The sequence below is a fragment of the Paenibacillus sp. JL3B1040 genome (genome assembly GCF_057063165.1).
The window spans coordinates 606265-626502 of the sequence record NZ_CM169317.1 but is presented as its reverse complement, the minus strand read 5'-3'; the positions used below and the strand labels follow the sequence as shown (position 1 = coordinate 626502).

Below are 20238 nucleotides of genomic sequence, written 5' to 3'. Positions count from 1 at the left end.
GCCAAATTCGCCACATTCGGGGGGCCGGACTTACTGCGTCCATTCGGTTGGTCTCCGCTCACGCACTGCCTCGGCGCCGCTGCGCTCGCAGGGCGCAGCAAGCTATGATGGCGGCAGGCTCGACGTAGGGGTTGCGGCCATCGACGCGGCAGCCGCTGTTCCGCCGGATGGGGAGGAAACGCCCGTACCCATAGCCGCAGGTGGCGTCGCCGCATCCGTCCCTCCGCCTGCCTCCACGCCTGTGGCTTGTTCCTGCTGGACCACGACCCGGATCGTCTGAAACAGAATCTTGAGGTCGAGCAGCAGCGAATACCTTTTGATGTACATCAGGTCGTAACGCAGTTTGTCGGACGGCGTGGTCGCATACCCGGCCATCACTTGGGCATAGCCGGTCAATCCCGGTTTGACCATCAGCCGGTAGGTGTAATGCGGCAGCTCCTCCTTGAAGCGGTTAATGAAGAACGCTCGCTCCGGCCGCGGCCCCACCAGGCTCATATGCCCGAGCAGCACGTTAAACAATTGCGGCAGTTCGTCGATGCGGGTAGCGCGGATCCACTGGCCCAACCGGGTTACCCGCGCATCCTGCCGCCCGGCCAGCACGGGACCGGTCGAAGCTTCCGCCCCGTCCACCATGCTGCGAAATTTGTACAGCGGGAACGGTTTCTCCTGCAGGCCGATGCGCTCCTGGACGTACAACGCCTTCCCCCGCGACGTCAGCGGGATCAAGACGAACATCGCCAGCATAACCGGTGACGCCGCAAGGAGCAGCAGCGAAGATACCGCAAGATCAAACAGGCGCTTGAACAGACGCTCCGGCAGCGTCAACTGCGGCGGCATTAGCGAGTAAACAAGCAAATCGCCAATTTGCTGCGGTTCGGCGTCGGCCAGATACAGCTCGTAAAAATCCGGAACAATGACCACTTCCATATTTCTCCGCCCGGCGGACCGGGCCCCCTCCGCTTTCGTTTCGGGGGACAGCCCCGGCCCGATCAGCAACGTCTCCATTCCTTCCCACGCTTGCTCCGGCAACGCTGAACCAATACCGCGCTCATCCGTCCGGACCACCCGTTCGACGCGAAACCACGGCTCGCCTTGCTCCAGCATGCTGCGCAGCGCCGCTTCACCCGCGGCTTCGCCGCCGATCACGGCCAGCGTCCTTTTGCGGCTGAATCCCTTGCGCTGGACATAAAACAGCAGCAGGCGAAGTCCAAACGACAACAGCAATTGGGCCGCAAACGCGAACAGAAGCAGGCTAGGGGTCAAGCTGAACAATTTGCTCGCATAGCCGAACACGATCAATTCCGCGGCGACAAACAGCTGCGCCAGCAGCAAGTTCCACAGGAATTGTGCCGGCTTCCGCCGTCCGGCCAAATCGTACAGGTTGAAAAAATAATACGTCATCACCGTAAATATCCCCAGCCACGGCGCGCTGCGGAAAGGGGGATCCCCCAGGACGGCGGGCGAACTCCACTCCCCCTGCGGCAGCAGCCCGGCGGCGATCCGGTAGCTGGCATAGATCACCAGCAAATCAAGCAGCAGGAGCACCGCCTTCATCCCGTTATTCCGATACAGCCTGATCATAGATTTCCCCTTCCTTCGCGCCTTCCCGGAGCGCCGGCTCCGGCTCCATCTGCGCTTCCGCCCGTTCGAATAGCCTCGCATAGATGGCCGCCACGTCGCGGCGAATCTGCTCCAAATCGTACATCCCCGCCAGCTTGCGGCTGTACTCGCCCATGCGCCGCCGCAGCCCGGCGTCCTGCCGGAGCCGCTCGAGCGCAGCGGCGGCGGCTGGCACGTCCCCGACCGGAACGAGGTATCCGTTGCGGCCGGGGATCACAAGATCGCGGCTGCCCCGCACGGCCGTCGCCACCAGCGGTTTGCCGGCGGCCAGGCCCTCCAGCAGCGCTTTGGGCAGCCCCTCCCGCCGGGACAGAAGCGCCAGGACGTCGGCGGCTTGCAGCAGCTGCGGCACATCGCGGCGATAACCGAGGAAGCGCACCGCTTGCGGCGCACCGGACTCCGCGGCGAGCTGCCGGTAACGCGCTTCCTCCCGGCCAAACCCGGCCAGCAGCAGCACGGCCGGGATGCCCCGGCGGCGCAGCTCGCCGATTGCGCCGATCAGTTGCCCCTGGTTTTTGTTGCGGTTCAGCTCGGCGATGCAGAGCACCGCATAGTCATCCGGCGCCAAGCCGAAATCGCGGCGCACCCGTTCGCGTTCACCGTCCCCCAACGCCGCGTATAAAGGCAGGTCGACACCGACCCCGGGCACATATACGGATCGGCCGCGCACCGGAAAAGCAGCCGCTCTTCGTTCATCCTCCCGGTTGATCGTGACGAGGACATCGGTCCACCGCGACAGGAATCGCTCCAGCGGATAATACAACAGCCGGTTGCGCCAAGGAGCCCCGTCGTAAAAATGAAACCCGTGCGCGGTATATACGACTTGGGGATAGGGTCGACCCGCCAGCCGGGCGGCCAACCGGCTGATCACGCTCGCGTTGGGCGTATGCACATGAATCAGGTCGTAGCGCTCCCGTCTCAGCCGGGCGACGAGCATCCTCAGCGCCCGAAGGTTGCCGGGAGCCAGCGGATGGCGGCTAAACGGCAGGTCCCGGCACTCGAACCCTGCGGCGGCCACCTCCTCCCGGCCGCGATCCGGGGCGGCGTAGGCATGGACCGCAAACCCGGCGTCCCGCAGGTCGCTCATAAAGGGCAGGTGGAACGCCGCCAAATGGGCGTACACCGTTGCGATATAGGCGGCTTTTCGCGTCATCTCTCATGCGCCTCCTTAGGGATCGCCCGCGCGGCCGGCAGCTTCCGCCCGGACGCCTGCTCGTAAAGCTCGATCCATTTCCCGGCGACGCGGGACATGGCATAGTTCGCGGCGACATGCTCCCGGCCGCGCCGCCCCATCGCTCGCCGCTCCGCCAGCGGCAGGGCCATGACCCGCTCCATCGCGCGGGCCAGCGCTCCCGGCTCCTCCGGCGGCACGAGGTAGCCGTTCTCGCCGTCCAGCACCACCTCGGCGTTGCCGCCCACCGCGGTGGCGACGATCGGCAGCCGGCCGGCGCAGGCCTCCAGCAGCACGATCGGCAGGCCTTCCCACTTCGAGGAGAGCACAAAGCCGTCGGCGGCGTGCAGCAGCGCCGGTATATCCGTACGGATACCGAGGAACCGTACCGCGCCGGACAAGCCCAGCTCTGCCGCTTGCCGTTCGATCTTCGGCCGTTCCGGCCCGATGCCGGCGATCCAGAGCACGCTGTCCGGGAAGCTCCGCCGCGCCTTGGCAAAAGCCAGCAGCATGGCCGGGTAATCTTTCTCCGGGACGAAACGCCCGGCGGCCAGCCAGACGAACGGCTCACGCCGATTCCGCGCACACTCCGCCGAATCTCCAGCGCCTGTACCTGCCTCCGCCCCGCCGCCAATTCCGCCCGACACCGGCTCAAAGCCGGCTTCATCGCCCTTCTCTTGCGCTTCCAGTTCGGCCCGCAATCGCAAGCGCCCCCGCTCGTCTTCGCCGAAGCGGCCGAGAACGATGCCGTTCTCCATCAACCGGATTTTATGGGACGGAGCAAGCCGTCGCTCCGTATAGCGGCGCACCGCTTCCCGGCTGACGTTGGTCAGCAGGTCGCCGAGCGGATCGGTAAGCCGGTACAGCATCTCCCGCCGCCAGCCTCCCTCATTGACATTGTGGGCGGTACAGACCAAATACGGAATATGCACGAACAACCGCGTGACGCGAGCCAAAATATTCGCATGCACCAGATGGCTGTGGACCACGTCGGGCCGCATCCGCCGAATCAGGCCGGCGAGGCGAAAAACGGCTCGAGGGTCCGGCACGCCTTTTTTCATGCCCAGGCTGACCACGTCGACCCCCAGATCCTTAAGCTCCTCCAAATACGCGACCGGCGGAATCATCGTCGCCAGACGAACCTCGCAGCCCCTCGCCCGCAGCTCGCGGCACAGCTGCAGCACCTGATTTTCCGCTCCCGCGTAATCAAATCCGGTGATCAAAAACAAGAGCTTCACGTTGTATCCCCACTCCTTCCCGTTGCTTTGCGGGCACCAGCGCCAAAGTCGTTACGGCCATTACCGCATATTCGTAGTTGTAGCCGAAGTCCCCGCTGGTCAAGGCGTATCCGATCGATTGAACCAGCAGAATGGCCAATACCGGCGTGCGCCGGAAAGCGGCCCACAGGGAAAACAACACGGCGAACGTCCATAACGTCAAGCCTGCGAATCCCCCCTCCGCGGCGATCTCCAACACCAGATTATGCGGAAAATCCCGGGCTAACGGCGGCGTCACGCTGCCCAGCCCGGCGCCGAGAAACGGCGAGGATTCCAGTTTCTCCAATGCTCGGGTCTGCAAATCCAACCGGCCGATGTAGTTATCGTCGCCCTGCAGTTGGTTCCGATCGAACAGAACCATAAACCGGCTGCTTTCCACCCAGCGCGCCAACTGCTCCGCATAAGCCGACGCGACCCCGCCCGCGACGATCAGCAGGAAAAGCAGAGGTAAGGCCAGGCGCGACAGCTTCCCAAGCTTGCGCTCCCGATACTTGCGGATGAACCATACGCCGAAATATAACGCGTTAGCCAGCAAAAAGGCAGCCAGCGGTCCCCTTGACTGCGTGGCCAGCGCCGAAGTCAGCGCGGCACTAAGCGACAGGAGCCTGACCGGAAGCGGAATCCGGGGCGCCCATAGACAAACCGTTGCCGTGATCAGCGACGTCCGGGCGTTAAAGATGGGGTTCCCCCCAGGCAAGGTCAACCGGCCCGGATATTCCTCGCTGTACTCCCCCAGCAGAAGATGCAGGAGCGCATACGCCAAGCCGGCCCAGGCGACGACTGTCCAGGAGAATCGGCCGTTCTTCCGGTACACCAGATAGACATACAGCGCGGGGACTCCCCCGCGGGCCAGCAGAATCACCTCTTTCATAAGCCCGTTTGACTCGGACGGGGCCCAGGCAAGCGAAATCAAGACGTAGGCGAAGAAAGTCCCCCATAACCAAATCCCTTGATCCCGCAGCGTCTCCAGAACAATGGACGGCTTCAGCAGCAAAGCGGCGCCTACGGGCAGCAGCGGCGCAGCGATTAATAGGATTAACGATTCCCCGGGAACGGCCAGCTTGTAGAAATAGGCAAAGAAATCGAAATAAATGCAAAATGCAAACAAGTAGGCGGCGTCCATCTTCATTTTTAGCGACAGCAGGCATTGGAGCGAGAAGAACACGACTGCCGCAACAAGCAACGCGATCCACAGCAGGCTGAGGTCCGCCATCATCCGTCCCCTCTTTCCCGCTTTCCGGCAATCTGCCGCATATATCCTACCCGCTCCGCCTCTTTGACGGCAACGTCCAAATGACGCACATGCCCCCGCTCTACCCGCCGCCCGCGCCAGTCGCGGGCGAAGCGCTCGACGGCGGAAAGATGGCGAACCGCGCTCTCCGGCTCGCACGGCAGTTGGAGAAAAAACGGCTCCGGCTCCGGGAAATCCGTCTCGCGATAAGCGGCGATGACGGGCAAGCCGTTGGCCAAATACTCGCGTACCTTCAGCGGCGAGGCTTCCTCCATGCCTTTCCGGTACAGCGCCAGCGTGCCGATGGCCAGATCGGCCCGGTCGAGCAGCGGCTGGTAACGCTCGCGCGTCAGTTGGCCGTGGAACGTCATGTTCGGCGGCGACAATAAGCCGGCTGCCTCAAATTCGCCGCGCTCCGGCCCGATAACGTCGAACCGCCAATCCGGTTTGGCCTCGGCGAGCCGGGCGATCTCATCCAGCCCTTGCCAGGCTTGGCCGGGAGAGCCCAGAAACACAAGGCGGACGGCGCTCCCTTCGCCCATGCGCGCAGCCGCGGCCGCCGAGGCGGTCGCCGCCGCCGAATCGCGCGCATCTTCGCCCCCGCCCGAAGTCGCACCGCCGCCGCTGACCGCCACTCCCCCTTCGCGTCCTCCCGAAAACTGCTCCAACGGGATGCCGTTGCCGATGACCGCATAGTTTTTGGCGTACCGACGGAAGCCGTTCGCTTCGGCCAGTTCGCCGCTGACGAATACGAAACCGCCGGCGGCTCCCAGCACGAGGCGGCGCGTCAGCAAGTGGTAAATGCGGCGCAGCCTCAGTCCGCTCCCCTCCAAAGCCAGCTCGGCAACATCGTTCGTGTTGATCTCCAGCACGGACGGATAATCGCGAAGCAGCCGGGGCAGGGAAGGATAATACAAGTCGAAGCGATGGTAAACGACGTCCGGCTCCCAGGCCCGCACCCGGGCGGTCAACGCTTTGAAGCGGGAAGTCCGGCTGAGCCTGCCGCGATACGTCTCGCGGAAGACAGGCAGCCCGCCGGTCTCCGCTTCCGTCCAAGCGGCGGCGGTTCCGCGGCTGAACAGGAACAGCGCCGTGTCATGGCCCAGCGCTTGCCAGGCGAGCGCCTGGCTAATGATTTTTTTGAACACGCCGCTCTCCGGCCCTTCGTTCCAGTGGATCAGATAGGCGATTTTCACATGTTCTCCCCCTAACCCCTTACGGCTCGATCTGCCCCAGCAGCTCCAGTACCAGCTTGCGGTAAACGGACCGGTCCGACGCTTTCACGAGCTGGCTGTTGTGCCAGAGCAGCGTGAAGTCGCCATTATATTTCCGGCATTCCAGATACAACCTGCGAATCGTTTCATAGGCTTGTTCGGGACCCAGCCCCATATATTCGGGATGCAGGATCGTTTGATCCATGACGATAAGCGGACGTTCGCGGAGCGCCAGCTCCCGGCGGGTCTTCAGGTTAAACACCGGGAATTCGTAGCAGACGCCACATCGAAAGCCCGCCCGGTCGGCATAACTGAGCGTGCTGTCGTAGTCCAGTCCGGCATCCTCCCAGAATTGCCACGTATCCGGCGCCCGCCAGCGCAAGTAATGCTGCCGCCCGCCCCAGACCGCCTGGCGGATTCCGTTGGCTTCGGCGACCTCTCGCAGCTTCTCGTATTGTCTGCGGATGCGCGCGGGGTTCAAGAACGTATGATATCCCGGATGAAGCCCGATCTCGTGCCCCCGGGCATGGATTTCCCGCAGGAGCCGCAGAATCGCGGGATCGTCGATGGAGTAGTTGCCGTCAAGGCCGGATTTGCCCCGGCGCTCCTCGGTAATGAAATAGAAGGCGCTGCGAATTCCGGCTTGTTCGCTTAGATCCATCAGCCAGCCGAACGTGTTGTACGGATCCCGGTCCAGCGTGCGTCGGGGACGGAGTAGCATCCCGGCCTTTTTGCGGGCGGATTCGAAATCCCGGCGGCGAACGGCATCCATGAGCATGTCGCGAATCATGCGCAGCCGGCTGCGTCCATAAACATAGAACGGGTAATCCACGTCATGGCTGAGGAAGACGGATGCCTCCCGCTTGCCGCGGGCCAGCTCCGGCCAAAGCTTGTGCAGCAGCTCCCACAACAGCTCCACGTATTCATTAACGATCGGGCGATGCAGGAAAGATTCGCGCCAAGCCAGGGAACGGTGTCCCGGAAACCGGCCGTGTCGATCATGCCCTTGCAACGCCACCTCTTCATACCTTGCCAACATAAACAGACAGCTGCCAAACACGTCGAGGCCGAGATACAAACCTTCCTTGCCCTCTTCGCCAAGCGGCTCGACGTACCGGCCGGTTCGGCCTCTTTTCCCATAGATGATCGGCAGCGGTTCTTCCTCCGGCTCGCTCGTCGGCGGCGCAAACCGCTCCAGCGGCTCCTTCGGCAAAGAGGCCGGGGTGAGCCATAGACGGTCGGGCGTCTGCAGGAGCACATCCGGCATGCGGAGTCTGCGGATCGAAGAAGCATCCCGCCGTTCCTCCGCTGTCTCCGCAGCCCATGCCAGTTCAATCTCTTCTCCATCCCTGAATGCGATGGTATAGTCCAGACCCAGGAACTCGCCCACGATCACGCGGTAGATGTATTTTCTCTCGGCGGCCCTTGTTGAGGGTGAATAAATCGTCAGCATCCCGTTATCCTCGCTCCTTGCCCAGTAGTGATAGCTCCGCAGAAGCTTCTGCGGGAGCTCCTTCAGCGGTTTCCAGGGAGGACTCCTCCTCGCTGTCCATTCCCTTGTATTTCCGTACCGAATGCCACGACAGTCCCAAGTGCAGCGCATAGCCCAGCGTAGATGCGGCGCTGAACAACCCGATCGCGACGTCCGCCGACTGCTGAGTATGCCAAGCGAAATACAAGGAACCGAGGATGAGCGCCGTCCGAATGATCTCCCGGTACAAATGCAGGTCCTGACGCTCCATGACGTCGATCGTCGAGCCGACGGAGTTGGCCACGAATTGGCTCAGGTACATGATCGACAAAATGCGGATAAAGCTGCCCGACCGGGCCCACTCCTCGCCGAACAGGAAGGTGAACATGTAGGGACCTACGGCTACGATGGCGAAAATGACCAGAGCGCCGAACAGAAAGACATTGCGGACCGTTTTGCGGAACAAAGGATACAGCCTGCGGGGATCATTGATCATGGAGTCGGCGGATTCCGCCAAATACACGTTGCGGACGGAGGTCATAATCAGCGTCATCGGAGAGCCGAGAATACGCTGGCAAAGCGCGAACCAGCCGGCTACCTGCGGTCCGTAGAACGAAGCGAGCAGGATCGTCGGCACGTACAGCACAACGCTGTTCAACAGCCCGGCGGCCATCGACAGGAACGGGAACCGCCGGTACCGGTAGGCGCTCTCCTTCAGGTCGGCCCAATCCGAGGTGATGGCCTGGCTTTTGACATCCCGGCGCCACAGCTTCCACTGCGGCAGCAATCCGCCGAACCGGCCGATGATATCGCCGATGATCAGCCCCAGCGGACCGAGATTGAACAAACTAAGCCCGATTTGCGAGGAGACCTGGCTGAGGCTTTGCGTATATTTCGTCCGCGCCAGCGGTTTGAAGTATTTTTTGCGAATCGACCAGTAGTTCAGGATTTGGTAAAACCCGGCTCCGAACAGGCTAACGATAAAAAACAGGTAATAGTGCGGTAAATACGACTCGTGCAGCCAAGCCGACAGCGGCTCCTCCAAGATATGAATTCCGATGCCGCTGGCGATGCTGACCCCGATGCAGATGCGCAGGGACAAGCTCAACACGGTGGAGGCGGTACGGTCGTCTTCCGGCAGGGTAATGGCGTTCTCATAGGAAAAAGAAATCACCATCAGCAAAATCCCGATGATCGACAGGTACATGGAATACGTGCCGTATTCGGTTGGCGAGTACAGGCGCGTCAACACCGGCAGCGTCGCCATCACAATGACCTGGCTGATCATCGTTCCGCTGGCCAACACGGCCACGTTCCGCAGGAACCCGTCGTTCTTGAGCTTCCGCAGCAGACCGGACAGGCTCTTGATCCGCAGCAGTTCTCCGAGTTGCTTGAGATAGCGGATGGATTGGGAGGAGAGTTTTTTCATCATGTTTGGCATAATCGTCCTTTGAAAAAATAAATTAGCCCATCAGCCTGCGAAGGCGATCCGCGACGCGTTCCTGCACGTCCGCACCGATCTGCGGCCATATCGGCAGCGACAGCACTTCCTGCGACAGCCGTTCCGCCAGCGGAAATGTCAAGCCGCGGTCCGCATAGACGGGAAGGCGATGCACCGGCAGCGGGTAGTACACAATGCTGCTGATGCCGGCTTCGGCAAGCCCCGCCTGGAGCGCGTCGCGACGGCCATTCAGCACGCGCACCGTATATTGGTGAAACACCTGCCTGTCGCCGGGGGGAACCTCGCCCGGAAGCACCAGTCCGGGGATGTCCCGCAACAGTTCGCGGTAACGCGCCGCGGCCTGGCAGCGGGCTTCGTTCCATGCCTCAATGTAGGGCAGCTTAACCCGCAGGATCGCCGCCTGGATCTCGTCGAGCCGGGAATTGAAGCCGACCCGCTCGTTGTAGTATTTGCGCTTCGAGCCGTGCGTCCGCAGCATCGCCGCAGCCTCGGCCAGCCCGGGATCGTCCGTGACCAACAAGCCGCCGTCGCCGTAAGCCCCAAGGTTCTTCGACGGAAAGAAGGAGTAGCAGCCCATCTCCCCGATCGTCCCGGCCTTCCGCCCCCCTGCCTCGGCGCCAAAGGCTTGGGCCGCATCCTCAATGACGATCAGCCCCCGGCGGCGAGCCAGCTCCGTCAACCGTTCCATGTCCAGCGGGCGGCCGAACAGGTGCACGGGGATGATCGCCTTCGTGCGCGGCGTGATCGCCGCCTCCAGCCCGTCCGGGTCCAAATTGTACGTCAGCGGGTCGACATCGGCGAAAACCGGCTCCGCTCCCACACGGCTGATCGCCTCCGCCGTGGCGAAGAAAGTAAACGGGGTCGTGACCACCTCGTCGCCCGGCCCGATCCCGGCCGCCAGCAAAGCGATGACCAACGCGTCCGTGCCGGAATTCAGCGCGATCGCATGTTTCGTACCCAGATACCCGGCCACCTCTTGCTCCAAACGCTTGACCTGGCTGCCCATAATAAAGGCCGCTCCGTCCAGCACGCCTTCGATCGCCTCCATTAATTGCGGCTTCAGTTCCGCAACCTCCCGCTTTAAATCCAGCAGGGGAATCGGCGTTTTCTTCTCTGCGGCCGTTGCGCTTTTTCCCGGATCCTTCGAAATCCCGGCGGTGCCGTTTGTGGGTTGTTCCCCGATCCGTAATGGCTCCATGCCCGCTCACCCCTCCTTCGTGATCGCTACGACATCCTGCTCCAACCGGTATTCCCGGCCGCAGTCGCCGCACCGTCCAGCCCCGCTGCTAAAGCCCAGCGTCTTCCCGCAGCGGCACACCCAGCCGATGCGCCGGCCGGGTACCCCGGCGATCAGCGCGTAGGGCTGCACATCGCGGGTCACAACGGCCCCGGCCGCGATCAAAGCCCATTCGCCGACCGAAACCCCGCATACGATGGTGGCGTTCGCCCCGATCGACGCGCCGCGCCCGACCCGCGTCCTGAGATAGTCCTCGCTGCGATTGCGCGGAAACGCCGCTCTTGGCGTCCGCACGTTGGTAAAGACCATGCTTGGCCCGCAAAATACCTCGTCCTCCAAAATGACGCCTTCATAGACCGAGACGTTGTTTTGGATCTTGACCCCGTTGCCGATGCGGACGCGGTCGGCGATGTAGACGTTTTGCCCCAGGCTGCAGCGGCTGCCGATAACCGCGCCGGATGACACGTGGGCAAAATGCCATATCTTCGTCCCTTCCCCGACCTGCGCCCCCGGATCGACGACTGCGGTTTCATGAATAGCTCGACATCCATATCCGTATCCGTTCATGTTATTAACTCCTCATCAGATTAATGGGGGAATCTCCGCGCTCAAGCCGCTTATTGTTGTAAAAAGTACAACATTTCATAGCTGAACCGGCCGCCACGAGGCGAAATGCTGCATAATGTACAACATTTTCGCAGCTCCGCGCCGGTTTCCGGCTGAAATGCTGTATAAAATACAACATTTCGGCTGTGGTTCGGCTGATAAGGTCAAAATGTTGTACTAAACACAACATTTTGGGCCGTCGGGGCTCGATCCGTCTGATCTTGGCACATCGGCTCATAGGCTCTTAGGCTCTCGAGCTCTCAGGCTCTCAGGCTCTCGGGCTCCCGGGCTATCGAGCTATCGAGCTATCGAGCTATCGAGCCCTCGAGCTATCGAGCCCTCGAGCTATCGAGCCCATTAGGCCGTCGGGCCACCGAGCCGTCAACCTATCGGCCGACGAGCCCATCACGACGCCGAGCCCATCGACCTGTCGATCCGCCGGCCCCCGGCCGACCAGAAATCGGGCCCCGGACCGCCCGCAGCAAGCCGGGCGGGAGCCTACAGCAAGTAATACCGTTCGGGCTTGGGCCGGTCCTTCATGGCGTTTCGGGTGTCGAGCAGGCAGCGGCTAGCGCGGCCGATCAGCTTGTAATCAAAGCCCGAGTGGTCGGTTGTGATCACCGCAATATCGGCTTCCCTCAGCCGCCGCTCGGTCAGTTCCCCGCAAGCATAGGTGAGGCCGTGATGCTTGAACTCCGCAATATGCGTGTCACTGGTCCATACATGGGCCCCCCGCTCTTCCAGCAGCCCGATCATTTTCAGCACCGGGGACTCCCGATAATCGTCGATATCCTTCTTGTACGCCACGCCCAGCAAATATACGGTCGAGCCGCTCAGCGACTTGCGGTCGCCATTCAGGATGTCGCCGATTCGCCGTACGACGAACTCCGGCATGGCGTTGTTGATCTCCCCCGCCAACTCGATCAAACGGGTATGGTACCCGTATTCCCGCGCCTTCCAGGTCAAGTAAAACGGATCGACGGGGATGCAGTGGCCGCCGAGCCCCGGACCCGGATAAAAGGCCATAAATCCGTAAGGCTTGGACTTCGCCGCCTCGATCACTTCCCACACGTTGATCCCCATCCGGCTGCAAAGGACGGCCATTTCATTCGCCAAAGCGATGTTGATATGGCGGAACGTGTTCTCGTAAATCTTCTCCATTTCCGCGACGGCCGGGCTGGACACGACGTGTACATCGCCGTTCAGCACCTCGCGATACAACGCCTCGGCCACCTCCGAGCACGCCGGGGTGACCCCGCCGACGACTTTGGGGGTGTTTTTTGTGTTGTAGGTTTTGTTGCCGGGATCCACCCGTTCCGGAGAATACGCCAGAAAAAAATCAACGCCGCAGCGCAGTCCCGTCGCTTCGAGGATCGGTCTTACCAGTTCCTCCGTCGTCCCGGGGTACGTAGTGCTCTCCAGCACGACCAGCATGCCCGGGTGCAGAAAACGGGCGATCTCCCGCGTGGAATTCTCCACATAGCTCGTATCCGGCTGCTGATAAATATCGAGCGGCGTCGGGACGCAGATCGCCACGGCATCCACTTCGCGCAAAAACGCGTAATCCGCAGTAGCCCGCAACCGTCCGTCCTCCACCATCCCGCGCAAATCCTCATCCACGACATCCCCTATGTAGTTATGGCCGCGGTTCAGCATTTCGATCTTCCGGCTTTGCACGTCAAAGCCGATGACCCGGTAACCGGCCTTCGCTTTTTCGACCGCCAGCGGCAGGCCGACGTACCCCAGCCCAATCACGCCGATCACCGCGGTCTTGTCCCTCAGCTTGCGCAGCAATCCGGCTTGCCCGTTCCGCAAATTGTCCGAGCTCTCCGACCGCTTGCTTTCCACTCCGTGTGGTATTCCGCTATACATGCCGCCATACACTTCGCTATGCATTCCGTTTCGCCTCCTTCGGCTCGGCTACCCGAGAGGATGGACAGGTTCACCGCTGCCCCCGCCGGTCATTTCCAGCGCCAACTTCACGGCGCGAATGCCGTCCTCCAGCGTGATTTCCGGTTCTCGGTCCTCCCGGACGGCTTGGACCAGATCGGCGATGATGCACTGGTGTCCCGGTACGCCGTAAGGATCCGCGTCCACACGGCGAATGAGCGCCTCCGTCTCTTCCTGCGACATCGAACCGCATACCCAATGCCGAATCCAGTTGGCGGTTTTGCCGCCGATCACCGCGTACCCTTCCTCCCCGAACACGGAGATGCTCTCCTCGAGGTTATGCCCGTACACCGTGGTAGCCGCCTCGATCACGCCCAACGCGCCGCTGTCCAGCCGGATCGCCGCGATCGCCACATCCTCCGCTTCGATCCGCTTTAATCGCGTGGCCGTCAACGACTTGACTTCCGCGACCGGCCCGAACAACCACTGCAGCAAATCCAGGCCGTGGATCGCCTGATTGAGCAGCACACCGCCGTCCATCGCCTTCGTTCCGCGCCAGGCCGCCTGGTCATAATAGGCTTGGCTGCGGTTCCAGCGAAGGGTCATGTTGACGTGGCTCAGCTTGCCGAATCGCTGCTCCGCCAGCGCCGTTCGGAGCGCCCGGATCGCCGGCCGGTGCCGGTTCGGGTGGACGACCGTAGCCCGGACGCCGGATAAACGAACGGCTTGCCGCAGCTGCTCGGCCTCCGTCAGGTCCAGCGTCACCGGCTTCTCCAGGACGAGATGCTTGCCCGCCCGGATCGCCTCCAGCGCGAGTGTCCCGTGCAGCCCGCTGGGCGCGCAGATGCACACCGCGTCAATCTCCGACTCGCGCGCCAGCATCGTGCCGAGGTCCGGATAAGAAGCGGCCGGCGTGATCGCCCTCATCTCCGCAAGCCGGCCCGGATTCGGATCGCACACGGCCGCCAGCCGGGCTCCTTCCGTTTTTGAGATCGCGTCGACATGCTTGTAAGCAATGTGCCCGCAGCCCGCGATGGCGAAATTCATCATTTGGCCGCCCTCCCTTGATATTTCTTCTCGATCCGGATCAGAGCGTCGCCCAGCTCCGGATCATCATCCGGCACATGCCGGCGCATTTGCCGGCTTTTCTTGTTGCGGAGTTGCCGGGCATCCAGAATCAACGTCAGGCTAAGTCCCGCGAACAACCCCACGAACCCGGCGATCGCGATATTCAGCGCTTTGCGCGGGCTGACCGGCGTTTGGGTCTCCTCCAAGCTGGCGGAGTCGAGAATCGAAACGTTGGCGCCGGCCACGATTTCCTTGGATTTGGCGATAAACGTTTCGGCGAAGGCGTTGGCGATCGCGACCGCCTGCTTCGGCTCGTCACCCGTATAAGACAACAGAATGACCAGGGTGCCCGGATCGGTGCGGACCTTGATTTTTTTCAACATTTGAATGACGGTGTCGGGGGTGGATACCTTCTTCTTCACCTCGGCGGCGATATAGCGACTTTGGATCGTATCCTCATAGGTTTTGGTCAGCATCTGGCTAGCCAGGAACTCGTTGTACGTACTCGATTCCGGATTCGAGGCGATATTGGCGACCAGACTGACGTTGGCCCGGTAGGACGGGGCCACCACTTCGTTCAGTAGCACAGCCAGTCCGATGCAAGCCGCCATGACGAGAAAAAATGCGAGAACATGCCGCCGGACAGCGTTCCATACGGCTACCATATCCATGATCGTTCACCTCATTCGATTAATGCCTGCGGGTTCCGGTTCTCTTCGTACTCCGCCGGCAGGGACGTTGCCGATTTCCCCGCCCTCGCCAGAACCCGCTCCCCCAGCTCCTCCATATTTAGGCTGATCATCCCGTACCGCTCGGCCAAACGGCGGTAGTGGCGAACCACGACTTCCAGCGATCCGAACGCCTCCGACTCCGCCGCATTGTACGGGTGAAGCCAAAGATGATACACCTGCCCCTGCCGGGCGGCCTGGGTCATGCCGTCCTTAATCCTCTTCAATCGGAGCGGCTCCAGCCGCCTGAGCGGTGCGGGAGGAGTCCGAAAGAAGAAGCTCGCCGGCAGGTCGATCGGCAGCTCGGGCGAGATCGCGTCCACCGGATAGGTGTGGTGTCCGGTCAGGTTCACGTAGCTGTCGGCCAACCGCAGCGCCCGGCGCAGGAAGGGGTCGGAGACGGAATATCCGGCGCGGTACAGCGGGTGCCGGGGATTTCCCCGGTACGTCTTGAAGCCGAGTTCCGGGAGCTTGCGCATATACCGGGTTGCGCGGAAGCACCAGGCTTTGCAGGGAAATCCCTCTTTGCTCCGCCGCGGCTACCGCCGCCTGCAGGTCGCTGTAAAATTCGTCGGCGGTCTGCCCTTTCTCCATGCAGTAAAAATGCGAAAACGTATGCGAACCGACCGCTTGCCCCGGGGTGTTGCGGATTTGCTCGATCAGCGAAGGAGCAAAGCAATGGGGATCCTCCGCCTCTCCGGCTCCGACGGCTCCGGCTTCGATTTCGCCGTAGGGCGAGAGCCCGCTGTCGGCGTAACCCGGTTTGAGCGCCGGCAGACCGGCCAGCAGTTCCTGGCGGTCCTTAAAAAACAACAGCCCGACCGCCGCCCAAGTCGCATGAACGCCGGCCTCCCGGAACAACTCTAGCATGCCGGGGATCCGGTCCCTCTCTCGCAACCATTTCGCTCCATACTCCGACTTGGTATAAAGATCCCGGACTCCCCAATACAGCTCGAAGTCGAGCGAAACGACCAAGATTCCCGCTTTATCCGCCATTTTGACTCACCTCTACTCGGGCCAAGCTACAGCATCTACCGTCTAGCAAATTGATTGCTATATAGTCTTATATTCAAGGTCTTGCCGAATTAGTAGTATAAATTTGAAAAATTCATCTCGTGTAGGACCCCCGCTATTGAACCACCACGTTCGCGTTGCTTAACGAGGAGGTTTTCACTTGAAAGGAAGCGGCCGTAATTCGGTTCCCCGCGCAGAGAATGTTTTTTTGCGAATACCCGCGAAGGTACGTCGTCAGGTCGATCCCGCCGCCCTGCGGCATGCGGATGACGTTGTTTTCGATTCGCCCGTTCTCGGCGCTTTGCCAGGTCCAGATCCCGCGTTCGCCGTTTCGCAGTTCATTGCCGCCGATGACGAATTCGCGGATATTTCCGAGACGAATCGCCGTCGTGCCCTTGATCACGCTTTGCCCGCCCATGGCGATGGAGTTGCCTTGAATGGCCACGTTTTCGACGAACGCTCCGGCTCCGACCTCAATCGCCGCGTAAAAGCTGCCCACGCCGGAAACCCGGTTGCCTTCCACGACACTGTCCCCTCCGTAGATGCTGATCGCCGCATACATGTCCGGCGCCAATCGGCCTTTCTCCGTCCCCCTATAATAGTTGTTGCTCAAATAAGGGTTGTTGATCGTATTGCCGCGCACGGTTACGCCTTTGGCGAACACCTTGATGGCCCGCTTGGCGCAATCATCGAAGCGGTTGCCGGCGATCAGGCTGTCGACCCCTGTGCCGCGGTTCTCTTCCATCGCCGGATCCTCGTAATAAATGCCGTCTCCGTCGTCGGCCGGGCCGATATGATGAATAGTGCAGCCGGTGATCGATATCTTTCGGGCGGCCCGTTCCCTACTGCTCCAGGTCGTCGTGACATAGATTCCCCGGGCGACAAGGCCGGTTCCTCCCGCATTTCGCGCGATGACGTCGGCGATCTCCGTTCCCTGAATCGCGATCGCCTCGGTGTTGCCGAGCACCACGATACCGGACACAACCCCCGCATAATAATTGCTGCGCCGGTCGCTGCTATGTGCAGCCCCTTGAACGAGCAGTCCTTGCACAGTAACCCGCGCACTGCCTCCGGCGATCGTCAGCACCCGATTGACCCGTCGATGGCCGTCAAGGACCAGGCCGGTCAACAGGACATCTTTGCCCGTCACCCGCATCAGCTCCCAACCGAAGCTGCCGGACGCCGCGCGGATTATCGAAGTACGGCCGACTCCCTTGATCGTGGTGTTGCCGCCAACCCTCAGCGTTTTCGCCGGATTGACGAGGTACACCCCCTTGGGGAAATAAACGGTGTCGCCGGTGGCTGCCGCCCGGTTGAGCGCCTTCTGAATGGCCGCGGTGTCGTCCGCAACCCCGTTGCCCTTCGCCCCGAAATTCGTTACCGGTATCATGCTCTTCCCTCCCATGCGTTCATTTTTTATATTTAATGCCAAGTCCCTCGGGAGGGAGCGGCATTCGCCTTGATCCGCGCCGCGCCGCGTATTTTGCGCATATTCGGATGGACAAGATCATAGGTTGGCAGTAAGGCGCGGTATGCCTTAAAAAGAAACCCGAGGTAATCATATGAACAATCGCGATTTATGGGAAAAATGGGCGGAATTCCACATTCGGAAATGGGGCTGCAGTGCACGCGTCGTCCGCTGGGACGCTTCCAACTCAGCGGCATGGGGGGAGGGATTGTTTTTCTTCAACCGAAAAAGCCATTTATATTTGCCGCCTTTGAACCCTTACCACCCCTTCGCCTTCCATCCGACGCCGACGGATAAGCCATATAAGCTGAACCGGCAATGGCACGAAGCCGCCAAGGTGATGATCCCGGATTTGCTAAAGGCCCAGCGCGGCGCAAGCTTCGTATTCCCGCCCGAGGTTGCCGACATCCGTCCCTTTTTGTGGAGCGGATTTAAGGCGGAGGTGAAATATACGTACCTCGTGAAGCTCCCTTATGCCATCGATTGGGCCAGCACCGAAATCCGCGCGAAAATCAAAAAGGCCGCCTCCGCCGGCTACCGCACGGCGTTAACGCGGGATATGGCCGAGGTGCAACAATGCCTGGAAGGTACGGAGACGCGGCAGGGCTTCAGCCACCGGCTGACGCTGCGGGACCTTGAACTGGCCCGGGACCTGCTCGGGGAACAAGCTTTCCGCGCCTATGTCTGTTATGCGCCAACCGGAGAACCGGTCAGCGCCAGCGTAGTGGTCGCGCTGGACGACCGGCGGGCGTTCGGCTGGATCGCCGCGAGCAAGACGGAGCATCTGAACCGCGGCGTGGTTCAGCAATCGCAAAGCTTCGCCCTTCAGGACCTATCGGACGCCGGCTTCGCCGAATTCGATTTTGCCGGGGCCAATCTCCCAACCGTCGCCTATTCCAAAACCAACTGGGGCGGCCAAGTCACGCCCTACTATCTCGTTAGGCCTCCGGGCTACAAGGACCTGTTCCGGGCCGGACGCGATTGGGTGCGGTTTGTTCGAAAGACCCGGCAGCCCCAATAAATTCGATGGACTCGCGGGCCTGATTTTCCCCTTCCCATTTATTAAAAATTAGATATAATAAGCATAAGCAATGGTTCGTTATAACGAACATGGCAGCGAATGTTGCGCTTGATCTCCGGCATACATGAAGACCTGCTGCTTGGGTGGCGAATCGCAAAAGATAAGGAAAGGATGGGGACGATTGAAAAGGGTGAGGAATCGGGGCTACCGCAAATACGCCATGGCCGCTTACGCCGCTTCCATCTTGGCCGGGGCGGTGTGGCATGCAGGACAGGCCAGCGCCGCAGAACCCCTGAAGCTGCGGATCGGAACGGAGTTAAGCAGCGAACTGCCGATGAGCAATTTAAAGCCCGGGGACCGGGTCGAGCGAACGTTTACGGTTGCCAATGACGGCACCGCCGCTTTCGATTACAAAGTGCGGACGCGCTTTGTCGCGGGGGACACGGAGTTTTTCGATGTTCTTCAGTTGACCGTGAAGGACGGGGACGCCGTCATCTATGACGGCGCGCTGCATCTGGAGCAGCGGGACATCGCTTTGGGACGCCTCGCGGCAGGCGGGGAGAACGAGTTGGATTTAAGCGTGGTGTTTCCGGAGGAAGCCGGCAACGAGTATCAAGGCAAGGCGGCGACGATCGCCTTCGCCTTCTCCGCTTATGCCGAAGAAACGCCGCCTTCGAACGGCGGCGGTGGAGGCTCCAATCCTCCGGGCGGCGGGCCGTCCCAGCCGAATGATCCGCCTCCGGCGAACGGCGGCAACCCTCCGGGTGACCCCGGAACGAATCCGGAGCAACCCGGCGTAGAGCCGCCGGGCAACCCTGCCGGGGAGGAGCCCGATTCCTCTGCGCCGGAGCCGACGGAAGCTCCGGCTCTGCCGCCGCAGGGGGAGCAACCGCTGCCGCCACCGCCCGCCGAACCCGAACCCGGGCCCGGGCCGGGGCCGGACGACGGTGCCCCGGGCATGATGGAGGAGCTGCCGCAAACGGCGAATCCGTGGTTTAACCTGATTCTGATCAGCTTGTTTGCCACGGTCGGAACCGGCATGTTCCTTCGCAATTCCGGGCGGGAATAACCGATGCGGCGTAAACGTTCGTTGCTGCGAATGGCCGCATGGCTTGTGTTTTCCTTCTCCCTGGCGGTGTTGGCCTACTCCACGTTCCAGGCAATCTCCGCCCCGCTGGAGGCGCGGCAGGCCCTGCGGCAGTGGGATGAGCTGCAGCGAGAAACGCAGAGCGGCAACGCGAAACGGGCGGCGGACGAAAACCCGCTATCCCCCGCGTTGGCCGGAAAGCTTCGGCAAATTGGCGACGAAGGTTCGCCGGCACCCATCCCGGCGGCGGACGGCGAACTGCTCGGCGAAATCGCCTTCCCTTCCCTCGATCAGCGTTATGCGATCGTGGAAGGGACCGGCAACGAGCCGCTTAAGCTGGGAGCCGGGCATGTTCCCGGCAGCCCGCTCCCCGGCGAAGCCGGCAACAGCGTGCTCGCCGGCCATCGGGATACCGTCTTTCGCAGCCTCGGCAAGCTTAAAGCGGGCGACCGGATCGAAGTGGAGACGACCTCGGGGCGTTTCGCCTATGAGGTGACCGGCCGGAGAATCGTCGACGAGAGCGATGCCGATGCGGTTCGTGCCTCCGCCGAGCCGCTGCTCACCTTGATCACCTGCTACCCGTTCACCTATGTCGGGCCTGCCCCGGAACGACTGCTGCTGACGGCAAAATTAATCGAAGAAGCGCCGGATACCTGACCGGCGCTTCTTCTCG

General features: G+C 61.6%; 18 protein-coding genes. 3 read left to right on the top strand and 15 right to left on the bottom strand.

What is annotated here, in order from left to right:
* Window positions 1-102: 102 nt before the first annotated feature.
* The 15 genes from ACZF99_RS02695 to ACZF99_RS02625 form a co-directional block, all read right to left on the bottom strand.
* A complete protein-coding gene (locus ACZF99_RS02695) occupies window positions 103-1581 on the bottom strand; it encodes a sugar transferase (RefSeq protein WP_483608861.1) in 1479 nt (492 codons plus the stop codon).
* Window positions 1559-2773, bottom strand: a complete 1215-nt coding sequence (locus ACZF99_RS02690; protein WP_483608859.1) for a glycosyltransferase family 4 protein — start codon at window positions 2771-2773, stop codon at window positions 1559-1561. The genes ACZF99_RS02695 and ACZF99_RS02690 overlap by 23 nt, the downstream gene beginning before the upstream one ends.
* A complete protein-coding gene (locus ACZF99_RS02685; protein WP_483608857.1) occupies window positions 2770-4029 on the bottom strand; it encodes a glycosyltransferase in 1260 nt (419 codons plus the stop codon). Before ACZF99_RS02685 ends, ACZF99_RS02690 begins: the two co-directional genes overlap by 4 nt.
* A complete protein-coding gene (locus ACZF99_RS02680) occupies window positions 3998-5281 on the bottom strand; it encodes an O-antigen ligase family protein (RefSeq protein WP_483608855.1) in 1284 nt (427 codons plus the stop codon). Before ACZF99_RS02680 ends, ACZF99_RS02685 begins: the two co-directional genes overlap by 32 nt.
* The gene (locus tag ACZF99_RS02675; RefSeq protein WP_483608853.1) at window positions 5281-6495 is read right to left on the bottom strand and encodes a glycosyltransferase; all 1215 of its coding nucleotides are present in this window, start codon (window positions 6493-6495) and stop codon (window positions 5281-5283) included. The genes ACZF99_RS02680 and ACZF99_RS02675 overlap by 1 nt, the downstream gene beginning before the upstream one ends.
* Window positions 6496-6514: 19 nt before the next feature.
* Entirely contained in the window at window positions 6515-7966 is a 1452-nt protein-coding gene (locus ACZF99_RS02670) for a polysaccharide deacetylase family protein (RefSeq protein ID WP_483608851.1), read from the bottom strand.
* Window positions 7967-7970: 4 nt separating this feature from the next.
* Complete coding sequence (locus ACZF99_RS02665) at window positions 7971-9416, bottom strand: lipopolysaccharide biosynthesis protein (protein ID WP_483608849.1); 1446 nt, start codon at window positions 9414-9416, stop codon at window positions 7971-7973.
* 31 nt (window positions 9417-9447) lie between these two features.
* Window positions 9448-10494, bottom strand: a complete 1047-nt coding sequence (locus ACZF99_RS02660; protein WP_483612499.1) for a DegT/DnrJ/EryC1/StrS family aminotransferase — start codon at window positions 10492-10494, stop codon at window positions 9448-9450.
* A gap of 156 nt (window positions 10495-10650) precedes the next feature.
* Complete coding sequence (locus ACZF99_RS02655; RefSeq protein WP_483608847.1) at window positions 10651-11250, bottom strand: acyltransferase; 600 nt, start codon at window positions 11248-11250, stop codon at window positions 10651-10653.
* A gap of 537 nt (window positions 11251-11787) precedes the next feature.
* The gene (locus tag ACZF99_RS02650; protein ID WP_483608845.1) at window positions 11788-13185 is read right to left on the bottom strand and encodes a nucleotide sugar dehydrogenase; all 1398 of its coding nucleotides are present in this window, start codon (window positions 13183-13185) and stop codon (window positions 11788-11790) included.
* Between the two features lie 24 nt (window positions 13186-13209).
* Entirely contained in the window at window positions 13210-14229 is a 1020-nt protein-coding gene (locus ACZF99_RS02645) for a Gfo/Idh/MocA family protein (RefSeq protein ID WP_483608843.1), read from the bottom strand.
* Window positions 14226-14918, bottom strand: a complete 693-nt coding sequence (locus ACZF99_RS02640) for a YveK family protein (RefSeq protein WP_483608841.1) — start codon at window positions 14916-14918, stop codon at window positions 14226-14228. The genes ACZF99_RS02645 and ACZF99_RS02640 overlap by 4 nt, the downstream gene beginning before the upstream one ends.
* 11 nt (window positions 14919-14929) lie before the next feature.
* A complete protein-coding gene (locus ACZF99_RS02635; RefSeq protein WP_483608839.1) occupies window positions 14930-15202 on the bottom strand; it encodes a hypothetical protein in 273 nt (90 codons plus the stop codon).
* Window positions 15189-15971, bottom strand: a complete 783-nt coding sequence (locus ACZF99_RS02630) for a polysaccharide deacetylase family protein (protein ID WP_483608837.1) — start codon at window positions 15969-15971, stop codon at window positions 15189-15191. Before ACZF99_RS02630 ends, ACZF99_RS02635 begins: the two co-directional genes overlap by 14 nt.
* A gap of 133 nt (window positions 15972-16104) precedes the next feature.
* Window positions 16105-17379, bottom strand: coding sequence for a glycosyl hydrolase family 28-related protein (locus ACZF99_RS02625; protein ID WP_483608835.1), 1275 nt, complete (start codon window positions 17377-17379; stop codon window positions 16105-16107).
* Window positions 17380-17551: 172 nt separating this feature from the next.
* On the opposite strand from ACZF99_RS02625, the gene ACZF99_RS02620 reads away from it, so the two are divergent.
* The 3 genes from ACZF99_RS02620 (at window position 17552) to ACZF99_RS02610 (ending at window position 20222) form a co-directional block, all read left to right on the top strand.
* Window positions 17552-18478 (top strand): GNAT family N-acetyltransferase, encoded by a 927-nt coding sequence (locus tag ACZF99_RS02620; protein WP_483608833.1) that lies wholly within the window; start codon window positions 17552-17554, stop codon window positions 18476-18478.
* Between the two features lie 190 nt (window positions 18479-18668).
* Window positions 18669-19547: a hypothetical protein gene (locus ACZF99_RS02615; protein WP_483608831.1), complete on the top strand. Its 879-nt coding sequence runs from the start codon at window positions 18669-18671 to the stop codon at window positions 19545-19547.
* A gap of 3 nt (window positions 19548-19550) precedes the next feature.
* Window positions 19551-20222 carry a class D sortase gene (locus ACZF99_RS02610; protein WP_483608829.1) on the top strand — a complete coding sequence of 224 codons (672 nt, stop codon included), beginning with the start codon at window positions 19551-19553 and terminating at the stop codon, window positions 20220-20222.
* Window positions 20223-20238 lie beyond the last annotated feature (16 nt).